The sequence below is a fragment of the Reyranella humidisoli genome (assembly GCF_019039055.1).
Lineage (GTDB): Bacteria > Pseudomonadota > Alphaproteobacteria > Reyranellales > Reyranellaceae > Reyranella > Reyranella humidisoli.
In genome coordinates this window covers 133686-153180 of sequence record NZ_JAHOPB010000004.1, presented here as the reverse complement: position 1 = coordinate 153180, position 19495 = coordinate 133686, and the positions used below count along the sequence as shown (strand labels likewise).

The following is a 19495-nucleotide window of genomic DNA, read 5'->3' as shown; positions in this document are numbered from 1 at the left end:
TCTTACTTCTTCTTGCGATTGACGAACGCCCCCATGCGCTCGATGTGCTCGCCCTCGGCGACGGACTGGGCGAAGGAATCGATGCCAGCCTGCACCGCCTCGTCGAGCGGCAACCGCTCCCAACGCCGCATCAGGCGCTTCTGCGCGCGCACGGCGAGCGGCGTCGCATCGACGATCGAATGCACGCAGCGCTCGATCGCGGCGTCGATCTTCGCCGTCTCGACCCTCTCCTCGATCATGCCCCAGGCCTCGGCCTTGCGGGCGTCGATGTTCTCGCCGGTGAGCAGCAGCCACGAGGTGCGACCCCAGCCGATCAGGCGCGGCAGCAGCGCCGCCTCGACCACGGAGGGAATGCCGACCTTGACCTCGGGCATGCCGAAATGCGCCGTGTCGGTGGCGATGCGCAGGTCGCAGGCGGCCGCCACTTCGAGGCCGGCGCCCAGCGTGTAGCCTTCGAGGCGGCAGATCACCGGCACGGGACAGTCGCGGATCGACTGGCAGAGCTTGTGGACCATGGTGATGAAGGCGCGACCGTCCTCGGACGAGCGCATCCCCGCCATGTGGTTGATGTCGGCGCCGCCGATGAAGGCGCGGCCACCCGCGCCCGAGAAGACGACGACACGAAGGTCCTCCTCGGCCGACAGAGCATGGAACGTCGCGGTGAGATCGTGCAGGGCCGACGGGTTGAGGACGTTGAGACGCCGCGCATTGTCGAACACGAGATGGGCGACCACGCCGGCGTCGCGCTTGTCGCGACGAACCTCGATCTTGTGGGCGGATTCGGCCATGACGTTTCGCTCCGTGGCTCTTTGTGATTGGGTAATTATCTTCTATTAGAACCCGCCAACGATGCTTCACAAGAGCCAATGCCCGACACCATTCCCGACCTTGCCTCCTGGGGCATAGACCTCTCCCGCTACACCGTCTTCGTGCCGCCCGATCCGTTCGAGGACCATGTCGGGCCGTTCTTCTTCGCGCTCCAGGGCGATGCGCGAAAGGCCGACACAGTTCATTGCGTGCTGCCGACGCTGCCGCGTCACGGCAACTACATGGGTGGCGTGCATGGCGGCGGCATCCTCACCCTGGCCGACTACGCGCTGTGCATCGTGGCGGGACGCGCGGCCGACGGCGGGACCAACACTTCGTTCGCCATGACGGTGAGCATCGCCGTCGAGTTCCTGAACGGCGCCCGCATCGGGCCGCCGCTCGAAGCGCGCGGCGAGCCGCTGCAGGTGACGGGCCGCCTGGCCTTCGCGCGCGGCTCGATCACCCAGGAAGGCCGCACCGTCGCGCTGTGGTCGGGCGTGTGCCGCCACGTGGCGCGCGCCAAGGCGATGGCGCGCAAGGACGAACAGGCCCCGTCGCGGGTCGCGCTGCCGCCGCAGGTCGTGCCGGAGGGCTTCGAGCCGTACAAGGCCAGCGCCTATTCCACGCATATCGGTCCGGCCTATGTGCGCAAGGAGGCCGACGGCGCCTCGCTGGTCCAGCCGACGCTCGCCCGCATGTGCAATTCCGGCGGCGCCCTGCATGGCGGCTACATGATGAGCTTCGCCGATACCGCGATTACGCGCGCGGCGGCCCTGACGAGCGACCTCGCGCCCGCCACGGTCTCCTTCGCGGCGGAGTTCCTGGCCGCAGGCAACATCTCCGCGCCCCTCGTCACCCGTGTCGAGGTCCCCAAGCAGGGCAAGTCGATCGCCTTCCTGCGCGGCCTGCTGGAACAGGACGGTCGCGCCCTGCTCTCCTACTCCGCGACGGTGATGCTGCGGCCGCGCCGCTGATCAGGCTGCGGCGACCTGCGACGCGACCCTCGTCACCTCGTCGCTGAAACGCGTGTCGAGACGGCGCACAGCGGGCAGGTCGCACGCCCGGGCGGCCTGCTCGATGGCCGCCGCGACCCGGCTCAAGGCATCCGCTCCGATCATGCCGGACGCGCCCTTCACGCGGTGCGCCGCCTTCGCGATCCGCTCCAAATCTTCCGTGCCCCGGATCTCGACGGCCGCCTCCCGCGCCGTATCGAGGAATTCGCGTTCGATCTCGGCCAAGGTGGACGCGTCATCGCCGAACAGCTCGACGAGTCTGCCGCGATCGTAGGCACCGCTCATGCCGCACGCTCGCGGGCCGCTTCCGGCAGCCATACGTCGAGCGTGGCGCGCAACTGCTCGATGCCGACGGGCTTGGTGATGAAGCCGTCCATGCCGGCCGCGCGGCTGCGCTGCTCCTCGTCCTCGAGCGTGCTGGCGGTGATGGCGAGGATCGGCAGGCGCGCCCGGCCGTCCGCCGCTTCGCCAGCCCGGATCCGTCGTGCCATCTCGAAGCCGTCCATGTCGGGCATCTGAAGGTCGGCCAGCACGAGGTCGTAACGACGCGCGCGCAACATTTCGAACGCCTCCGCGCCGCCGGCCGCCACGTCCGTCGAGGCGCCGGCAAGCTCGAGCTGCCGCGCCAGGATCCTGCGATTGACCGAATTGTCGTCGACCACGAGGACGCGGCCCTGCAGGCGCCCGGCCGGAGCAGGTGCTGCGGACGAGACGGCGGATGAAGCAGCGCGTCCGGTGGTCCGGGCAATTGCCCGCACCAGCCCGTCGCGGCGCCAGGGCCGCCTCAGGTCAGCCAAGGGGATCCGCACGCCGGATCCCTCGACGCTCATCGCCGCGAGGTTCGACACGACGACATCGACTTCCGCGCCGGCATCGCGCAGGTAGCGGGCGAGCGCAGCACCCTCCTCGGGATCCGGCATCGACAGCACGAGCGCGAGACCATCCAGAGGCAGAGCGACAGGAGCCGCCCGGTCCGGCGCACTGTCCAGCATCACGTCGACGATGAAGGTGGACCCGACGCCCGGCTCGCTCTCGATCGCCACGCTTCCGCGCATCGCCTCGGCCAGGCGGCGTACGATCGACAGGCCGAGCCCGGTGCCACCGAAGCGCCGCGTCGTCGAACTGTCGGCCTGCACGAAGGGCTGGAACAGCCGATCGCGCTGGGCCGCCGTCAGGCCGATGCCGGTGTCGGCGACCCTGATGCGGAGCGCGAGGCCGGCCGGCGCACCCGATGGCCCCGGCGCGGCCGGTGCACGTTCGAGCACGAGGCGGACCGAGCCGTGCTCGGTGAACTTCAGGGCATTGCCCAGCAGGTTGAAGAGGATCTGCTGCAGGCGCAGCGGATCGCCGATCGCGCGCGCCGGCACGTCGGGCGCCACGAAGGCCGACAGGACCAGTCCCTTCTCGTCCGCCCGGGCCGCCATCGCCTCGGCCACGCCCTCGATCAGCTCGACCGTGGAGAAGTCGATCGGCTCGAGGTCGAGATGCCCCGCCTCGATCTTCGAGAAGTCCAGGATGTCGTCGATGATGCGCAACAGCGCGGAGGCGGAATAGCGGACCGTGCCCAGCGATTCGCGCTGCTCCAGCGTGAGCGGGGTGCGCTCCAGGACATCGATCATGCCCAGCACGCCGTTCATCGGCGTGCGGATCTCGTGGCTCATGGTGGCCAGGAAGGTCGACTTGGCCTGGTTGGCCTTCTCGGCTTCGCGTTGCGCCGCCAGGGCGGCGTCGTAGGCGACCTGCAGGCGGCGCGCGAGATCCTCCTTGTCGTAGGCCAGCGCGATATTGTCGTACTGCCAGCGATGCACGTCGCGCACATAGGCCATCAGGTGACCGACATAGGCGGCGCCGGCGATGCCGACGAGCTGGTAGAACGGCCCGCCCGAGGCGATCAGCACCAGCAGCAGCGGCGCCGCGGTCGCGGCGGCAAAGGCATAGAAGGTCGGCGGATGCGCCGAGCGGATCGGCACCGCCGTGGTGACGGTGGCGAGCAGGACCAGCCCCAGCAGCATGCGCTGCAGTTCGAAATCCTTGGAGGCCAGCAGGAAGCCCGCCCAGCCCCAGCAGGCGCCGCCGAGGAACGAGAAGCCCGCGAACCACCAGCCCCAGCGCAACGCCTGGGCGTCATCCGGGCGGGCGCGCCCGAAATTGTGGCGCAGCAGGTCGAAGCCGAAGGTGACCAGGAGATAGGCCACGAAGGGCCCGGCCAGTTCGACAGGATTCATCTGCCGCCAGTAGATGGCGGCGATCACCGGCCACAGAACGAAGGCGAAATAGCGGGACGGCGCCGAGCCCTCGAACAGCCGCCGCACCAGTTCCGCGCGGACGAACAGATCCTGCCGAGCCGCCGCCTGCGCCTCGCCCGGCGACGCGTCCGGCGACGCGTCCGCCCCGGCAACAGGCGGGGCAGCGGTGACGATCGACATGGCTCTGCTCCTCAAGGATCGCCAATCGTATCAAACATATTAAGAAAACAATATAATTCCTTGAGAAATAGTGTTATTTTGATGGCATTAGAGTTCATTCATTTTGGTAAAATCATGCAGCAACCGTCGATTTTGCTGGTCGAGGACGACGCGTTCCAGCGCAAGGCCTCGGAGGCCTATCTCACTCAACACGACCTCAAGGTCACAGCCGTCGAGAACGGCGCCCAGATGCGCCGCCAGATCTCGCGAGCCATGCCGGACCTCGTCCTGCTGGACGTCCAGCTCCCCGGGCCGGAGGACGGCTTCGCCCTGGCCCGCTGGCTGCGCGAGACCAGCACCCGCGTCGGCATCATCATGCTGACCGCGTCGGCCGACCCGGTAGACAAGGTGCTGGGGCTGGAGAGCGGCGCCGACGACTACGTCGCCAAGCCCTACGAGCCGCGCGAGCTGCTCGCCCGCTGCAAGAGCGTGCTGCGCCGTTCGGTGAACAAGTCGACCCCCTCCCGCCTGGAGCGCGTGCGCATGGGGGGCCACATGCTCGACCTGTCCAAGCGCCAGCTCGTCGACGCCGAGAACGGCGACGTGCCGCTGACTTCGGGCGAGTTCGACATCCTGAAGACCTTCGCCGAGAACCCCAACCGGCCGCTGTCGCGCGACTGGCTGCTCGAGACGACCAGCCACCGCGCCCGCGACCCGTTCGACCGGGCGATCGACCTCCGGATCACGCGCATCCGCCGCAAGATCGAGCCGGCGCCCGACAAGCCGACGGTGATCCGCACGGTGCGCGGGGTCGGCTATATGTTCGTGCCGCCCGCCGAATAGCCGCGCTATAAGGTCCGGCCCCGGCCCGCCCGGGGCGCGGCCGGACGGTTGCGGGGGCCCGTAGTTCAGCGGTTAGAACGAGCCGCTCATAACGGTTATGTCGCAGGTTCGAATCCTGCCGGGCCTACCAACCACCCGCCGCCGCGAATACCGGCGGCGTGGCGTAGCCGGTGCCCCCCAAAGAGGCCGCCTCCGCGGGCACTTCTCGCATGCAGTTTTATGTGTCCGACTCCCGGTGGCTTCACAGACTCACGGTCTACGGTTTCTGCGCCGCAAATGTTCCGTCTGCCTGATATGCCGGGCCGCGTTGCGGGAGAGCAGACCAGTCGGCTAAGAAATCTTCATGGTTGATATTCGCACCGGCCGTCCGGCCACCCTCGCGCCCAACGGTATGGTTACATCCCCCCATTCACTGGCGTCACAGGCCGGCGTCGATGTGTTGAGAGCAGGCGGATCGGCGGTCGATGCCGCGATCGCCACCAGCGCCGCGCTTTCGGTGCTCTATCCGCATATGACGGGCGTGGGCGGTGACGCGTTCTTGCTTGTCCATGAAGCCAAGACCGGTGCCGTACGCTACATCGACGGCGGCGGACGTGCTACCGCGGCCGGCACGATCGAAGCCTTCGCCCGGCGCGGCCTAGCCGAGATACCCTATCGCGGCGTACTGCCCGGCACCCTCACTGTTCCAGGCGCGGTCGCAAGCTGGGGCATGGCTCACGCCGCCTATGGTCGCTTGCCTTTGAAGCGCTGCCTGGAGAGCGCCATCGGCTACGCCCGCAATGGCTTCCCGGTGACGGCGCGGCTTGCCTACTGGCGCGAACTGGCGCGTGAGGAATTGGCGAAAAGCCCCGAAGCGGCGGCCATCTTCCTGAAGGACGGTGCGATCCTCACCAACCCCGATCTCGCAAGGACCCTGGAGGCGATCGCCAGTGACGGCTGGCACGGCTTCTATGAGGGTGAAGTAGCGGGCGAATTGGCGCGTTGGTCGAAAGCCAATGACGGCTTCTTTACTCTGGATGACCTAAAAGCGCAGAACGCGCGCTGGGGCGAACCGCTGAAAGGCAGCTACCGCGACGTCACGATCTACGAAACGCCGGCACCCACGCAGGGCTTCGCTGTGCTGGAGATGCTGAACCTGCTTGAGCCAATGGAGATGCACAGGAAGCCCTTTCTGGGCCCCGACTATGTGCATCTGATGGTCCAGGCCAAGCAGCTTGCCTATCACGACCGCGACCGTCATCTCGCCGATCCACGCTTCGCGTCTGTACCGATGGAGCGCCTGATATCAAAGAAGTATGCTGATGAGCGGCGCGCTCTGATGGACCCGGCCCGAGCCTTGCCGTGGGACAAGATCCCCTCCTACGGCAGCCTGGCCGGTGACACGGTCTACATCGCCGTCGTCGACGCCGAGGGCAATGCGGTGTCGATGATCCATTCCCTTTATGGCGGTTTCGGCGCCGCGGTCGTCGCGGGTCACACCGGAATTGTCTTACAGAATCGCTCGGCCTATTTCTCGCTCGATCCCAAGAGCCCCAACCGGGTCGAGCCCGGCAAGACGCCATTGCACACGCTGATCGCCTCGATGGCGTTCCGCGACGACAGGCTGTGGGCTGTGGTGGGCTGCATGGGCGCCGACGGCCAGCCCCAGATCCATCTGCAAACCTATCTCGCCCTGATCGACCACGGTCAGGACATCCAGGAGGCGCTTGAGACACCGCGATTCCTGTCCGGCCGCTTCGCTATCGGTGAGCCACGCGACACGCTGCACGTCGAGGGACGCATTCCGGCCGAGACCATTGCCGAGCTCGAACGACGCGGCCACATGGTCAATCGCTGGGGCGCCTGGAACGAACTCGCAGGCCACGCCCACGGCATCACCGTGGACCCGGTCAGCGGCCTGCGCGTCGGCGGCTCGGATCCGCGCAGCGATGGCGCCGCGATCGGGTATTAGCGGGCTGTGGCTGCACAAGGAGAGCAAGGACGAGCGGCGCAGTCCCGAGGCCCGGTCTTTCTCGCCGAAAGCGTGAAACCCAAAGATTGAGCGGAGCGGGCCAATCCCGAGCGGCTCGCTTCTCTGTTTCTTGCAATGCCTACTACAGAGGCACCGCTGGGTCCTCCTCGCCTCCGGCCTCGCGCAATCAGACTCCGCCTGCCGATGTTCTTTACCCGTTCCCTGCCATTCGGCCGCCACGCGATGACGCAGAGCGCGTAGAGCCAGTGCTCGTGCGCCGCAACGCGTGCCAGGCCGATTTCCCAGCAGATTTCCTTCCACCGCGTCCCGCCGGCCCGTAGCCACACGATCTTCGCATCGACGGGCTCGAGCCAAGCTGCCCAGTTAAGTGCTATTTCCATACGGCTGCGCACCACTGCCGTAGGCCAAAGATGCCTGGCGCTAGTCAAATCTTAATTGCGAATACAACTGGCTTGGCGTTGTTGAATGCGATGCGTTGTCAGCGGTAAGGATCGAGACGCTAGGTGGACTCTTCGATGCTTAAAAAATTCGGAAGAAGCGAAGAATCTCAAACCACAGACCTGATCCTCTTGCGAGCGAGTTATCGATCCCGAGAAAGGCGCACTGCGTAAGGTCAGGGCCCGGCCTCCAAGTGAAATCACCCCGACTTTCGTGGTCGGCCTTCGCGACGCCGTGGCGAAGAAGCAGCAGCGATGGATGGCGAACTACGCCGCGAAGGTACTGCGGACTGCCTTCTCGTGGAGCCGTGTTCATGGCTGGTGCAATTCGAACCCAGCGGAAGTCACCGACACCACGACGGGGCCCTGGGCGATGGGGCTCCTTGCTACTGATCCAGCCAGACGTCTTCGAAGCGCCACCCGTTGTAGTTGCTGTTGACCATGATCGTCAGGTCGCGGACCCGTGCATGCCGGCACGCGGCCGTGACATTGTGCGAGAAGATCGGCCGCACGATGTCGCGCGCCAGCTTGCGTTCGATTTCCCGCACCACGCTGCGGCGCTTTTCGACGTCGCGCTCGAGCGACTGGGCGGCAATCAGCTTCGTGAGTTCCGGATCGCAGTATCCGTTGAAGTTGCGCGGTGAGTTGCAGCCGTAGTTCTCCACGAAGTGCTGGTCGGGATCGTCCAGCGAGCTGCCGGTCGCATTCACGACGAGAAGATAGTTCTTCTGGTAGAGGCGATTGAAGTAGACGGCGCTGTCGAGAAGCTCCATTTCGCCATCGATGTAGATGTGGCGCAGCTGATCGATCATGAGAACCGACAGGTCGCGATAGCTGGCGATGTTTCTGGTCGTGACCTTGAGCTTCAGCCGCTTGTCCGGGCCGTATCCCGCCTCGCGCATCAGCGCCCTGCCCTTCTCCCGCGACGCCTCGACATCCGGCCCATAGCCCGGGAGGTCCGCCAGGGCCTCCGCACCGACGCCCCACACCCCCGCCGGCGGCGGCAACATCGCGCCTCCGATGACGTCCGCCCCTTCACTTATGATGTCGACCAGGGTCTTGCGGTCCAGCGTAAGGGCGAGGGCCGCGCGCGCGCGCTCGTCATTGAACGGCGCCGCGTCCCGATTGAAGATCAGATTATAGGTGACGCCCGTCGGTCGCACGGTGCACTGCGCGGTCGGCGTCTGCTGCATGATGTCCTTGTAGAGCGGCATGGTGACATCGGTCGGGAACGTCATGTCGGAACGGTCGGCGGTAAAGGCGAGCATGCGTGTTGCCCGGTTCGTGATGATGTTGAACTCGATACCATCGAGATAGGGTCGCCCGGGCCGCCAGTACTCCTTGTTCTTCTCCAGTTTCACCCGCTCGTTGCTCTTCATCTCCACGAACTTGAAGGGCCCGGTTCCGATCGGGTGTCTCCGCATCTGCGCCGGCGCGACGTGACAGGGATAGATCGCGGACCAGCCGGCCGACAGCAGCGCCAGCAGCGACGGCTGCGGTTGCTTGAGATGGAAGGTCACCTGGAAATCGTTGTCGGATGTGACCTGCTCGACGTTCTCGTACCAGACACCGCGCGGGTTGCGGCGGAGCTTGGCTTCACCCTTCTCCATCAGGAGGTCGAAGGTGCAGCGCACGTCGGCCGCAGTGAATGGCTTGCCGTCGTGCCATTTGACTTCACGTCGCAGATCGAAGCGCACCTGCTTTCCGTCTTCGCTGACCTGCCACCCGGTCGCCAGCTCGGGCCGGATGCTGTCGAAGGAGTTGCGCGCCACCGCCTGGTCGTAGATCACGAGGTTGTTGAACACCCCCATGAAGGGAACCACCACCGAGACGGTGATTTCCTCGAGCGGCGATGCGCTGGGGGGCGTATCCATGAGTTGCACCCGGAGCGTGCCTCCCGGCTTTTGCGCGTAAGCAATGCCATGGCCCGCCGCCATTCCCATCAACGAGGCGAGCCCGAGGCAGAACAGTCTCTTCAGACCCGCACGCATGGATGAGAATACGCTTGTCATTGGTGGCTCCCCTTCTCCTGCAAAGATCAAAGGACGATCCGGCCTGCTAGTCGTCATACAAGGCGGTCCGGATGGCACCGACCTTCCTGACCGTTGCCCTTAGCGCATCGGCATATGCCTTGTTGTTTCGATTGAAGCGCGACTGCGGCCCGACCAGATTGATGCCGTAGAGGTCGCCGAATATCTTGACGGGAAGCGCGATGCCCATGACATCCGGCGAGCTTTCACCGACGTTTGTCCAGTAGCCGCGCCTGCGACCTTCTTCCAGGTCGCGCGTGTACTGCGCGCGATTGCGGATCGTATCGTCGGTGAGCTTCGGATACTTCAGCTGCGCGAGCACCGCTTCGCGCGAAGCATCGTCCATCGCCGCGACGATCGCCTTGCCGATCGAGGAGGCATGAAGCTCGCGAACCGTGCCGACCGCCATCGAGTAGCGCACGGCCTGCCGCGACTCGACGATCTCCAGATAGACGACAGCAAGCCCCTGGAGCTTGCCGAGAATGACCGTCTCTCCCGTGACATCGCGGAGAGACTCGAGGATCGGGCGGATGTGCGTCGCTATCGGGTCATGAAGCCCGATCGATTCGGCGACCCGTCCCAGTCGGCCGGTCGGATAGACGGCCCCGCGCGGCCTCAGGTAGTACAGAAAGCCGCGATCCACGAGGGTCCGCACGAGAGCAAAGCAGGTCGAAGTCGGCAGAGACAGCTCGCGCGCAAGATCCGATACAGTGATGGGTCGTTGTCGACGCGCAAAACTCTCGAAGATGTCGAGCGTCCGGTCGGCGGTTCTGACTGTCATCTTATCCCTGAGCACTGTTCCCGGCCCAGTATTGAGCCAGGGCATCAGCAAATTACGCTGACGCGACCAGCGAGACAAAGGTCCAGTCACGACCATCGAAGCCCTGTCACCTCCGCATTCGACAACGGCGCACATGTGGAACAGCTTGCGAGACAATCAGGCGACTGTATACATATTTGTGCTAATATTTTCCGAAATACGGAAGGTGGGATTTCGAATGGGACCGCTGGCCGGCGTCAGAATTGTAGAGCTCGGAGGGATCGGCCCCGCCCCCTTCGCCTCGATGCTGTTCGCAGAGATGGGCGCCGACGTGTTGCGCATCCGCCGTCGCGACAAGGCCGGCAGCAGCATGAATGGTTACGAAAAGCGCCACCAATTGCTCAACCGCGGCCGCCTGTCCGTCGCACTGGACCTCAAGACGCCGAGCGCGGTGGCGCTGGTCAGGAAGCTGATCGTCAAGTCGGATGCACTCATCGAGGGGTTTCGGCCCGGGGTCGCCGAGCGGCTCGGGCTTGGCCCCGAGGAATGCCTGCGTCTCAACCAGAGGCTCGTCTATGGCCGCATCACGGGATGGGGCCAGGACGGCCCGCTGGCCGCCGAGCCTGGCCACGACATCAACTACATTGCATTGACCGGCGCCTTGCACGCGATCGGGAGGAAAGACGGCCCGCCGGTTCCACCTCTCAACCTGGTTGGCGACTTTGGCGGCGGTGCACTTTATCTGGCCTTCGGCATCGTATGCGCGGTCTACGAGGCGAAGGTTTCCGGAAAGGGACAGGTCGTGGACGCCGCCATGATCGACGGCGTCTCCAGCCTCATGACGATGATGTACGGCATGCATGCTGCCGGCGTGTGGACGGACAACCGCGGGTCCAACCGGCTCGACTCGGGGACCCCCTGGTACGATGTCTATGAGACGTCCGACGGCAAATGGATATCCCTGGGTTGCAACGAGCCGCAATTCTACGACGCGCTGCTCGATCGGTTGGGGGCCGATCGGTCCGCGCTCCCGGTAGATCGGCACGATCGCAGAGGGTGGTCGGCCATCCGAACGTACTTCACGCGGAAGTTTCGCGAGAAGACGCGTGACGAATGGTGCTCGATCATGACCGGATGCGAGATCTGCTTCGCACCCGTGCTGACGATGGCTGAAGCGCCGCTGCACCCTCACATGAAAGCCCGCTCGACATTCATCGAACATGACGGCGTCGTACAGCCCGGCCCGGCACCACGCTTCAGTCGCACAAAACCCGAGATCCGTCGGTCCGCCGGGTCCGAAGAACCGCCGACAGAAGATGTCCTTCGCGAATGGGGCCTCACTTCTGCCGACGTGGCCGATCTACGCGCTGGCGGCGTCATCAGCTGATTCCAACAACGGGATAAACAGAGCGTGAACACCGAGATCAAGTCTTTCGTCAACGACCATATCGGAACCATCATCTTCAATCGCCCCGAGAGCCGTAATGCCTTCACGCTGGAGATGCTCGAGGAGTGTTCGAAGATTCTGGCCGCCTTCCGCGATGATCCGGACGTCAGGGTGATCGTTCTGACGGGTGCCGGCGAGTCGTTCTGCTCCGGCGGCGACGTCAAGAAGATGGGACGCAGCACTTCGGTCATCCAGCGCAAGTCTGATCTCTGGAAACGCATGCAAACGGTCCCGAAGATGCTCGCCACCGTGGACAAGCCGGTGATCGCGATGATCAACGGCGACGCCGTCGGTGGGGGAATGGACATTGCGTTGATGTGCGACATCCGCGTGGCCTCCGAGAAGGCCAGATTCTCCCAGGCGTATGTTCGTCTGGGCCTGGTGCCTGGCGACGGCGGCGCCTTCTTCCTCGCCCGGCTCATCGGACTCGGGCGCGCACTGGAGATGCTACTGACGGCCGATTTCGTGGCTGCTCCGCAGGCCGAGCGCATCGGGTTGGTCAACCACTGTGTTCCTCATCACGAGCTGGAGGAGAAGGCCTATGGCATCGCCCGGAAGATCGCCGCCCTTCCCCCTCTCGGCGTGCAAACGTGCAAGCGTCTCACCTATGAGAGCTTTCAGAACGAAATGATCACTGCGCTGGAGCTGGCGTCCTCACAAGCCGCGATCATGGCGACAACCGCCGATCACAAGGAAGCAGTCAGCGCTTTTCGCGAGAAGCGGCCGGGCATCTACAAGGGAGAATAGGTGATGACCGGACCGCTCTCCGGCCTTCGGATTGTCGACCTCACTACTATCATGATGGGGCCTTGGTGTACGCGTATCGTTGCAGACCTTGGGGCGGACGTGATCAAGGTCGAGGCGCCGGAAGGAGATTCCAGTCGCTACGGCGGGAATGCGCGCAACCGCGGAATGGGAGGAGGTTTCCAGCACACCGCCAGGCGCAAGAGGTCGCTCGTGCTGGATCTGAAGAAGCCTTCAGCACGCGACGTGATCCTCAGACTGACGGCTGGAGCGGACGCCTTCGTCTCGAACATCCGGCCGGGCCCCCTCGACCGGCTGGGATTGGGCTACGAAGCCGTCCGCAGGTCCAATCCCTCGATCGTCTATCTCAGCATGGTGGGGTACGGTACCGGCGGCCGTTACGCAGGACAGCCGGCTTACGACGACCTGATCCAGGCCGCATCGGCGATCTCCACCCTGCTGCAGCGCTCGACCGGCGAGCAGCGCTTCATCCCGATGGCTGCGATCGATCGCATCGTCGGCACCGCGGGTGCCAACATGTTGCTGGCCGGCCTGCTGGCGAAGGCACGGACAGGCGTCGGTCAGAAGATCGAAGTGCCGATGTTCGAGACGATGGTGCAGTTCGTCCTCGCGGAGCACATGCAAGGCGCCACCTTCGATCCGCCGACCGGCCCGCCCGGGTATGCACGGACGCTGTCGCGCTCGCGACGGCCCTATGCCACGCAGGACGGTCATCTGGCCGTATTGCCCTACAATGACGGGCAATGGCGCCGCTTCTTCGAAGCCATCGGCAAGGGTAACCTGTTCACGGAGGATCCGCGTTTTGCCGACATCGTCGCCCGCACCGCGAACATCGACGCGCTCTACGACATGATTGGCGACGAACTCAAGACCCGCCCGACTTCGGAATGGCTCGAGCTTCTTCACAAGGCGGATATCCCCTGCATGGTGCCGCATACACTCGAGACATTGATGGAAGATCCACATCTGCACGATCGTGGCTTTTTCGAGCTTCGCGAACATCCCTCCGAGGGCCGCATCCGGCTTATGCGCGAGCCCAGCACCTGGTCCGAAACGCCCCCGCCCGAAGATCGATTTGCGCCACGACTGGGACAGCATACTCGCGAGATTCTGGCTGAGGTGGGCTACGTCGACAGTGAAATCGATACCATGATCACTGAGAAGGCGGCATTTGAGGAGCGCGGTCGTTAGTTCGCGTCTCCTCATATCGGCACGTACGCCACCCGCTGGTGCGGCGATCGTTCGACGCTTATGCGCCGACCGGACCCGGCGCGATCCGGCACTACTCGGGACCTCGATACTGAATAACCGTCAGCTACACCACGGCTTGGGGCACCGATCCGGCCCCAATCTCCAAAATCGCCGGAGGCATCAACTTCCTGCGGCATAGAGGTGATGGCGCAGGAAGTCAGCATCCGGATCGAAGCCCAATCCGGGACCGGTCGGCACGTCGAGCGACTTCTTCCAGCGGGTGAGGCCAGTGCCGTAGAGATCCATCGAGTCATCGGCTTCGACTGTAGCAAAGTAGCCCTCCTCCTCGGTGACGGCCAGCATGTGCAACGACGCGAGCGCCGCCGGTCCGACGAACGGCGTGTGTGGCGCCGCCGTCTTCTTCGCCTCCGCGAGCATGGCCAGGGTGCGCTTGGCTTCGGAGAGGCCCCCAAGCATGCAGACATCGGGCTGCAGCACGCCGATCGCCGGGGTCTTGCTGTAAACCGCCATCTGCTCGGCAGAGCCGAAATCGGCACCCATGCCAATCACGATCCCCGGCAATGCCGGACATTCGAGCAGGTCCTCGGGCGGCCAGAACGGATCCTCGAACCATAGCAGACCGAGCGCTGCCCAACGCTTCGCGTCGCGCCTGATATCCGCCAGGGTGTGGGCGTTGTTGCTGTCGGCGACATAGGGCGTTGCAGCCGGAATCGCGCGCCGCGCTTCTTCAATCACCTCAAGCCTAGCCTCGTGCACCTTCACGGACGCAACGCCGGTCGCCAGCGCCTGCTCAACGCGCTGCCGTACCCGGTCGGCGTGATCGTACTTGTCGAGGCTTGCCATCACCGGCACCTGTTTACGCCGGGCACCGCCCAGCATCGCGGAGACTGACTGACCCGACGCCTTGCCGGCGATATCCCACAGCGCGATATCGACGGCAGCCAATGCGTTCATCACTGTGCCCGCGCGGCCGAAACTCGCGAAGCGCCTGCGCGCCGAAAGGTTCAGCGCCTCCTTCTGGTCGACCGGCTTGCCGAGATAGTGCGGCGCTATCGCGTCGCGTATCGTCGCGAACAGCGCATTCTGCATCGGTGGGCGCAGAGACAGGCATTCACCGTAGCCCATCAGGCCGTCTCGCGTCGTCACGCGACAGAGGGTGAGACACATTACGTCGCTCGCCAGCGGCGACGGAACGTTGGCCGGCCGCTTTAGCGCCGGAATCCGCAGGGCGATGGGCTCGATGCGGTCGATGATCATGCGCTGCTCCGGTTCGACGGCTTGCGACCAACTCAGTCTCGTATACTCCACGAAGCCAACCCGAAAGCTCCTTGGGTGCGGACTTGCTCGTCGCAACAAAGAAAATGAAAGGCGAATATGACAAAGCTCAGCAGAAACGGTACTCGTGCAGACGTTCACTAGTTTGTGGCATTACTTCAACACAACGACCACACCTTTGGCACTTCGATGTCGGGGAGCTGGGCCGTTCCACCTCAATAATGATGATGAAAAAGTCCGCCCAGAATCGGCTGCGCAGTGATCCAGCCCAGCCGTCGGGTCTCTGTCGTCACTTGTTCGCCAGCGCTTTATTCAAAGCCGCATTCTTCTGCATCGACCCGTTGGACGAGCCGCCCAGTAAGCGAGTACATCAGAATTCATGCTGGCTAGCGTTCCGGGCAACAGCGAGAACGCGCGAAGAGAACGTGGCGCCCCCGGGGCGCCTCCGATCCTTGGGGCATTTGGGGTGTGCTGCCGGCATGGGGCTCACGCAGAGACTTTCTCTGCCGGCCCAAGACCACAGGCAGGGAATTATTTCCCGTCCGCTAATGCCTCCAAGAAATGGCCCGTTCGGGGCCTCGGCGTGACGGGCGCCAAGCCGACGCGCGGCTGCAGCGCCTGTAATCCCATGATCGTGATGCTCCGAGAAAAAGCAATGCGATGATCTGCGAGTTCGCTTGGCTCGTGCCGCGATCGAAGCGCTTATGCGGTCACCTCGCGATCATACCAAGAAATCTACCTTGTCCGGCCGAATCCGTCTGCGCGAAAAGTGTCTGCAGCCGCGATCTGTACTCTCACTCGACCAGCATCCGGAACTGTTCAAGCGTGAACACCGCATCCTCGCTCGTAACCCGGGCATCCTGCTCAGCACTTCGTTTGACAAACCTTGCTTTGCATATTGTTTTCCCTCATGTCACCGCTCTGCTCCTCAGTTGCTTCTCTGGCGGTTCGTCACAATGCCGAAATCTTCCGAAATTGCTCTCCTCTTTCCCATCGAGTCGCAGAGCAGCATCCGCGACAAGGAGTTCCTTCTTGCTGCGCAGCGGCTGATCGGTGACTTCGCGCCCTGCTACGACTACCTGGAAATTGGTTCGTTTCTCGGCGGCAGCCTGGCGCCCTTTCTCAGGGACCCGGCCTGCACATCGATCCTTTCCATCGACGAGCGCGGCAAGACCCTGCCCGATGAACGCGGCGCTCTGTTCGACTATGCCGGCATCACCACCCAGTCGATGCTCGACCGCCTGCACGAGGCGGGACTGGCAACGACGAAGCTGACGACTCACGATGGGCCAATCGACACGCTGCCGTCGTCGGATCGTCGGTTTGATCTCGCTTTCATCGACGGCGAGCATACTGACCAGGCCTGCTTCCGCGATTTCCTGTGGGCCCTGCCGATGATGAAGACGGATTCGGCAGTCATGTTTCATGACAGTTCGCTGATCTACAAGGCAATCAGGCTGATCGGTCTTCTTCTGCGCAAGGATGGCCGGCCTTTCACGTTTCTGAAGAACCATGGTTCGGAAATGTCGGCAATCTTCCTTGGCAGTTTCAGCCGATGCGATCTCGATCGCTACTTCGAAACCGGCGAGGATCGCGACGATTTCTTCGCCGCATCGGAGCTTTCCGTGCTGGAACACAATATACGCAATCGCGTCCGTAGTGGGCCCGGCGAAGAGCGTTTGACTTCTGTCACCATTGATCCGCCAAAGTCGGAGAAAGCCTACTACTGACGCCCGGGAGTTCGGCACGGGCGATCAGCGGCGGCTTGAAGCGGAAGTCTCTTGTTAGCACATCGGGTCAGTCCGGCCTGCTACCCAAGAGGGCCTCTCATGGCTCCAAAGCGAACCCGCGCAATCAGCCGCCGCCTGCCGGAGTGCTTCAGCCCGCCCCTACCGCTCAGCCGCCACGCGATGACACAGAGCGCGTAGAGCCAGTGCTCGTGCGCAGCCGCGCGCGCCCACCCGACTTGCCAGCAAATCTCCTTCTACCGCCAGCGGCACACGACAGAGCACAGGCAACGGGCAGTCATTGGTCCGGGATTGACCACGAACCGGACATCGGCAGACATGAAAAAATCGACGCGATCGACCTATCGCGGATAGTCGCTCTCGAATGCCAACAGCCTTGGAAAGCCCGGACTGGTCTTAGAACGCATGCGCCGCTTGATAGACGTGGTGGCCTCGGGCCGGGTCGATCTTGCGCCCAAGGTCACGCATCGCTTCACGCTCGACCGGATCGAGGAGGCCTACGAACTGTTTTCCCATCAGCGCGACGGCGTGCTCAAGGTGGCCATCACGATCTGACGAAAAATCCTTCTCAAATCCTCCGCCAAAGCGGCCAGGTCGCGGCGAGCGCCAGCAGGCCCGTCACGCCGGTGATCGCCGTGGCCTCGGGCGCTCCGATGAGATCGGCGAGCCAGCCCAGCCAGACGAAGCCGATCGGGCCGGTGCCGATGCAGACCGAGAGCACACCCAGGATGCGTGAGCGCATTTCTATCGGCGCCGCGAGATAGACGAGCGTGGCCTGCAGGGTGGCGAAGGTGGCGCCGGCGAGGCCGGTCACCAGCAGCGCCACACCCGCCAGCAGCGGCGTGGGCGCCGCCGCAAAGCCGATCAGCCCGACCAGGTAGGCGGCCGTGCCGCCGACATAGGCGCGGGCATGCCAGCCCGGCGTCAGCCACAGCGCCAGCAGGACGCAGCCGGCGAAGGCGCCGACGCCGTCGATGCTGGTGAGCAGGCCGACGCCTTCGGGGCCGAGCAGCAGCCGGTCGGTGCCGATCACCGGGATCATGCTGGTGAAGGGCCAGGCGAAGACATTGTAGATGACGGTGACCGCCATGATCGCGCCGAGGCGGCGGTCGGAAAAGATGAGCGCCACGCCCTCCCAGGTGCGGGCGAGCACGGCCCCCGCACCGGGCGAGGACGGGATGTGGCTTTGCACCATCAAGGTGGCGGCGACGGCCGACGCGTACAGTGCCACGCTCAGCAGGAAGGCGCCTTCGATGCCGACGCCCGCCAGTAGCAGGCCGCCGACGGCGGGCCCTACCATGCGGCTCACATTGCCGGCGCCGACATCGAGCGCCATGGCGATAGCCATGCGATCGCGGCCCATGACTTCGCCCATCATCACGCGCCGGAGCGGATTGTCGGTGGCCCAGCCGCAGCCGTTGATGAAACTGGCGACGGCGAGGTGCCAGACTTCCAGGGCTCCCGTGAAAGCGACGACGGAGAGCAAAGCGGAGGTGACCATCATGAGGCCAACGATGCCGGCCAGGGTCAGGCGGCGGTCGAACCGTTCCGCGAAGGCTCCGAGGAAGGCGCCGAACAGGCCCATCGGGACCAGGCGGAGCATGGTGATCATGGCGACGACCAGGGCGGAGCCGGTCTGCTGATAGACGACGAGACCCATGGCGACCGTTTCCAGCCAACGCACGGTGGTGACGACGAAGCCGACGTACCACAGGCGCCAGAAATCCATCGGACTGGTCCGCAGCACCTGCCGGAACGAACTCGCCGTGTTCTTGTTATTCTCGCCCATGCTGGCGGCGACTGTCGCGCACGACCGCGCCAAAGTCTCCTGTCCTGACGCTGGAACCACTACCAGATTTTCCGTGAATGTAGCGTAACCTTGAACATGCTCGTCACGCACTCAACTCATGCGACACGTTTCGGAAGTCCAACCCACTACGCAGGAGGTCCGCTGACTGCTCCAAAGCGGACCCGCGCGATCAACCGCTGCCTGCCGATATGCTTCAGCCCGCCCCAACCGTTCAGCTGCCGCGCAATGACGCAGTGCAATAGCCGGTGATCATGCGCGGCGGCATGTGCCAGGCCGAACTTCCAGCAGATTTCCTTCCACCGCATCCCGCTGGCCCGCATGCCTTGCTGCGGGGACTGTCGAAGGGTGGACATACCTCATCGTGCTCGATCCACCACGAGCGCGGCACGTCTGGCGCAACAAATAGTCTGGCACTACTTCCCTGTTCAGGGCGCCAAATTTCCCTGTTATCGCGCCTAAATTCCCTGTTCCGATCGGCGACGTTGCAGCGAGTCGAGGCTGGAAATCGTTGCCGGGCCCGGACTTTTTGCGCCTCGCCCGCCGGGCCGACTGGAAATTCGCTGTTATCTTCCCTGTTAGCAGGGAATTTGACCTGAGACTGGTTAGCGGTCGACTGGCCCCACGACCAACCGCCTGTCCCGTCTCATTTCGTGGCCTTCACCCACTGGGCCAGGACGTCCGCGATTCCGGAGAGAACTTCCGCAACGGTTCGGCCCCCGAGCGGACGCGGACTCCGAACGAACGGTCGGGATTCTGGGCCGGCCGGTAGGTAGCCCGTTTCCCGATAAGATTGATTACACTTCTCAGGAGCCGGGGCTGTGCCAGCGCATCGCTGTTTCCCTGAAGGAGCAACTGAGAAATCCAGACGTCGAAAAGATGCGCTGTGCCTTCTACCGAAGGCTTTTCCGGCGGGTGACGGGGAAATCCCAGGACACCAGACCGCGCACACCGGGCGCGACGGGCCGGGCCGC

Annotated in this window: 16 protein-coding genes, 1 tRNA gene and 1 pseudogene; 9 read left to right on the top strand and 9 right to left on the bottom strand. The window is 64.2% G+C overall.

Going from position 1 to position 19495, the window contains the following annotated elements:
- Positions 1-2: 2 nt before the first annotated feature.
- Positions 3-788, bottom strand: a complete 786-nt coding sequence (locus KQ910_RS26445; RefSeq protein WP_216967101.1) for an enoyl-CoA hydratase — start codon at positions 786-788, stop codon at positions 3-5.
- Between the two features lie 78 nt (positions 789-866).
- On the opposite strand from KQ910_RS26445, the gene KQ910_RS26440 reads away from it, so the two are divergent.
- Positions 867-1781 (top strand): PaaI family thioesterase, encoded by a 915-nt coding sequence (locus tag KQ910_RS26440; protein WP_216967098.1) that lies wholly within the window; start codon positions 867-869, stop codon positions 1779-1781.
- Here the strand turns inward: KQ910_RS26440 and KQ910_RS26435 are convergent, their stop codons facing one another.
- Both KQ910_RS26435 and KQ910_RS26430 read right to left on the bottom strand, forming a co-directional pair.
- On the bottom strand, positions 1782-2105 hold the full coding sequence (locus KQ910_RS26435; RefSeq protein WP_216967095.1) for an Hpt domain-containing protein: 324 nt from the start codon (positions 2103-2105) through the stop codon (positions 1782-1784).
- Positions 2102-4246 (bottom strand): ATP-binding protein, encoded by a 2145-nt coding sequence (locus KQ910_RS26430; RefSeq protein WP_216967092.1) that lies wholly within the window; start codon positions 4244-4246, stop codon positions 2102-2104. The genes KQ910_RS26435 and KQ910_RS26430 overlap by 4 nt, the downstream gene beginning before the upstream one ends.
- A gap of 114 nt (positions 4247-4360) precedes the next feature.
- Here KQ910_RS26430 and KQ910_RS26425 point away from each other — a divergent pair, with 114 nt between their 5' ends.
- From KQ910_RS26425 to ggt, 3 genes are all read left to right on the top strand, one after another.
- Complete coding sequence (locus KQ910_RS26425) at positions 4361-5068, top strand: response regulator (RefSeq protein WP_229601034.1); 708 nt, start codon at positions 4361-4363, stop codon at positions 5066-5068.
- Between the two features lie 54 nt (positions 5069-5122).
- Positions 5123-5198, top strand: a tRNA-Ile gene (locus tag KQ910_RS26420).
- Between the two features lie 213 nt (positions 5199-5411).
- Complete coding sequence (ggt, locus tag KQ910_RS26415; protein WP_216967089.1) at positions 5412-7019, top strand: gamma-glutamyltransferase; 1608 nt, start codon at positions 5412-5414, stop codon at positions 7017-7019.
- On the opposite strand, the gene KQ910_RS27335 is transcribed toward ggt, so the two are convergent.
- The 3 genes from KQ910_RS27335 to KQ910_RS26405 all read right to left on the bottom strand — a co-directional run bounded on the left by KQ910_RS27335 (position 7016) and on the right by KQ910_RS26405 (position 10333).
- Positions 7016-7468 (bottom strand): DUF6362 family protein, encoded by a 453-nt coding sequence (locus KQ910_RS27335; protein ID WP_369408456.1) that lies wholly within the window; start codon positions 7466-7468, stop codon positions 7016-7018. The two genes, ggt and KQ910_RS27335, sit on opposite strands and share 4 nt — an antisense overlap.
- A 395-nt stretch (positions 7469-7863) precedes the next feature.
- A complete protein-coding gene (locus KQ910_RS26410) occupies positions 7864-9351 on the bottom strand; it encodes an ABC transporter substrate-binding protein (protein ID WP_229601033.1) in 1488 nt (495 codons plus the stop codon).
- A 184-nt stretch (positions 9352-9535) separates the two neighbouring features.
- Positions 9536-10333 (bottom strand): IclR family transcriptional regulator, encoded by a 798-nt coding sequence (locus tag KQ910_RS26405; protein ID WP_216967087.1) that lies wholly within the window; start codon positions 10331-10333, stop codon positions 9536-9538.
- A 172-nt stretch (positions 10334-10505) separates the two neighbouring features.
- Between KQ910_RS26405 and KQ910_RS26400 the strand changes: the two genes are divergently transcribed.
- The 3 genes from KQ910_RS26400 to KQ910_RS26390 are packed head-to-tail and all read left to right on the top strand — an operon-like array spanning position 10506 to position 13670.
- On the top strand, positions 10506-11654 hold the full coding sequence (locus KQ910_RS26400; RefSeq protein ID WP_216967084.1) for a CaiB/BaiF CoA transferase family protein: 1149 nt from the start codon (positions 10506-10508) through the stop codon (positions 11652-11654).
- A gap of 24 nt (positions 11655-11678) precedes the next feature.
- Complete coding sequence (locus tag KQ910_RS26395; RefSeq protein WP_216967080.1) at positions 11679-12461, top strand: enoyl-CoA hydratase/isomerase family protein; 783 nt, start codon at positions 11679-11681, stop codon at positions 12459-12461.
- A gap of 3 nt (positions 12462-12464) precedes the next feature.
- The gene (locus KQ910_RS26390; protein ID WP_216967078.1) at positions 12465-13670 is read left to right on the top strand and encodes a CaiB/BaiF CoA transferase family protein; all 1206 of its coding nucleotides are present in this window, start codon (positions 12465-12467) and stop codon (positions 13668-13670) included.
- Positions 13671-13850: 180 nt separating this feature from the next.
- On the opposite strand, the gene KQ910_RS26385 is transcribed toward KQ910_RS26390, so the two are convergent.
- Complete coding sequence (locus KQ910_RS26385; RefSeq protein WP_216967075.1) at positions 13851-14948, bottom strand: mandelate racemase/muconate lactonizing enzyme family protein; 1098 nt, start codon at positions 14946-14948, stop codon at positions 13851-13853.
- 758 nt (positions 14949-15706) lie between these two features.
- Here KQ910_RS26385 and KQ910_RS26380 point away from each other — a divergent pair.
- Positions 15707-16696, top strand: a complete 990-nt coding sequence (locus KQ910_RS26380) for a class I SAM-dependent methyltransferase (protein WP_216967072.1) — start codon at positions 15707-15709, stop codon at positions 16694-16696.
- A 417-nt stretch (positions 16697-17113) separates the two neighbouring features.
- A pseudogene (locus KQ910_RS26375) lies at positions 17114-17269 on the top strand (NAD(P)-dependent alcohol dehydrogenase); the annotation flags it as partial.
- 13 nt (positions 17270-17282) lie between these two features.
- On the opposite strand, the gene KQ910_RS26370 reads toward KQ910_RS26375, so the two are convergent.
- Both KQ910_RS26370 and KQ910_RS27330 read right to left on the bottom strand, forming a co-directional pair.
- Positions 17283-18503, bottom strand: a complete 1221-nt coding sequence (locus KQ910_RS26370) for an MFS transporter (protein ID WP_216967069.1) — start codon at positions 18501-18503, stop codon at positions 17283-17285.
- Positions 18504-19181: 678 nt separating this feature from the next.
- Entirely contained in the window at positions 19182-19454 is a 273-nt protein-coding gene (locus KQ910_RS27330) for an alpha/beta family hydrolase (protein WP_369408459.1), read from the bottom strand.
- Between the last annotated feature and the right edge of the window lie 41 nt (positions 19455-19495).

Bases quoted from the DNA above. Each gene is read 5' to 3' on its own strand.
- KQ910_RS26445 (WP_216967101.1), bottom strand. From the start codon at position 788: ATGGCCGAATCCGCCCACAAGATCGAGGTTCGTCGCGACAAGCGCGAC.
- KQ910_RS26440 (WP_216967098.1), top strand. From the start codon at position 867: ATGCCCGACACCATTCCCGACCTTGCCTCCTGGGGCATAGACCTCTCC.
- KQ910_RS26435 (WP_216967095.1), bottom strand. From the start codon at position 2,105: ATGAGCGGTGCCTACGATCGCGGCAGACTCGTCGAGCTGTTCGGCGAT.
- KQ910_RS26430 (WP_216967092.1), bottom strand. From the start codon at position 4,246: ATGTCGATCGTCACCGCTGCCCCGCCTGTTGCCGGGGCGGACGCGTCG.
- KQ910_RS26425 (WP_229601034.1), top strand. From the start codon at position 4,361: ATGCAGCAACCGTCGATTTTGCTGGTCGAGGACGACGCGTTCCAGCGC.
- ggt (WP_216967089.1), top strand. From the start codon at position 5,412: ATGGTTGATATTCGCACCGGCCGTCCGGCCACCCTCGCGCCCAACGGT.
- KQ910_RS26410 (WP_229601033.1), bottom strand. From the start codon at position 9,351: ATGGATACGCCCCCCAGCGCATCGCCGCTCGAGGAAATCACCGTCTCG.
- KQ910_RS26405 (WP_216967087.1), bottom strand. From the start codon at position 10,333: ATGCCCTGGCTCAATACTGGGCCGGGAACAGTGCTCAGGGATAAGATG.
- KQ910_RS26400 (WP_216967084.1), top strand. From the start codon at position 10,506: ATGGGACCGCTGGCCGGCGTCAGAATTGTAGAGCTCGGAGGGATCGGC.
- KQ910_RS26390 (WP_216967078.1), top strand. From the start codon at position 12,465: ATGACCGGACCGCTCTCCGGCCTTCGGATTGTCGACCTCACTACTATC.
- KQ910_RS26385 (WP_216967075.1), bottom strand. From the start codon at position 14,948: ATGATCATCGACCGCATCGAGCCCATCGCCCTGCGGATTCCGGCGCTA.
- KQ910_RS26370 (WP_216967069.1), bottom strand. From the start codon at position 18,503: ATGGGCGAGAATAACAAGAACACGGCGAGTTCGTTCCGGCAGGTGCTG.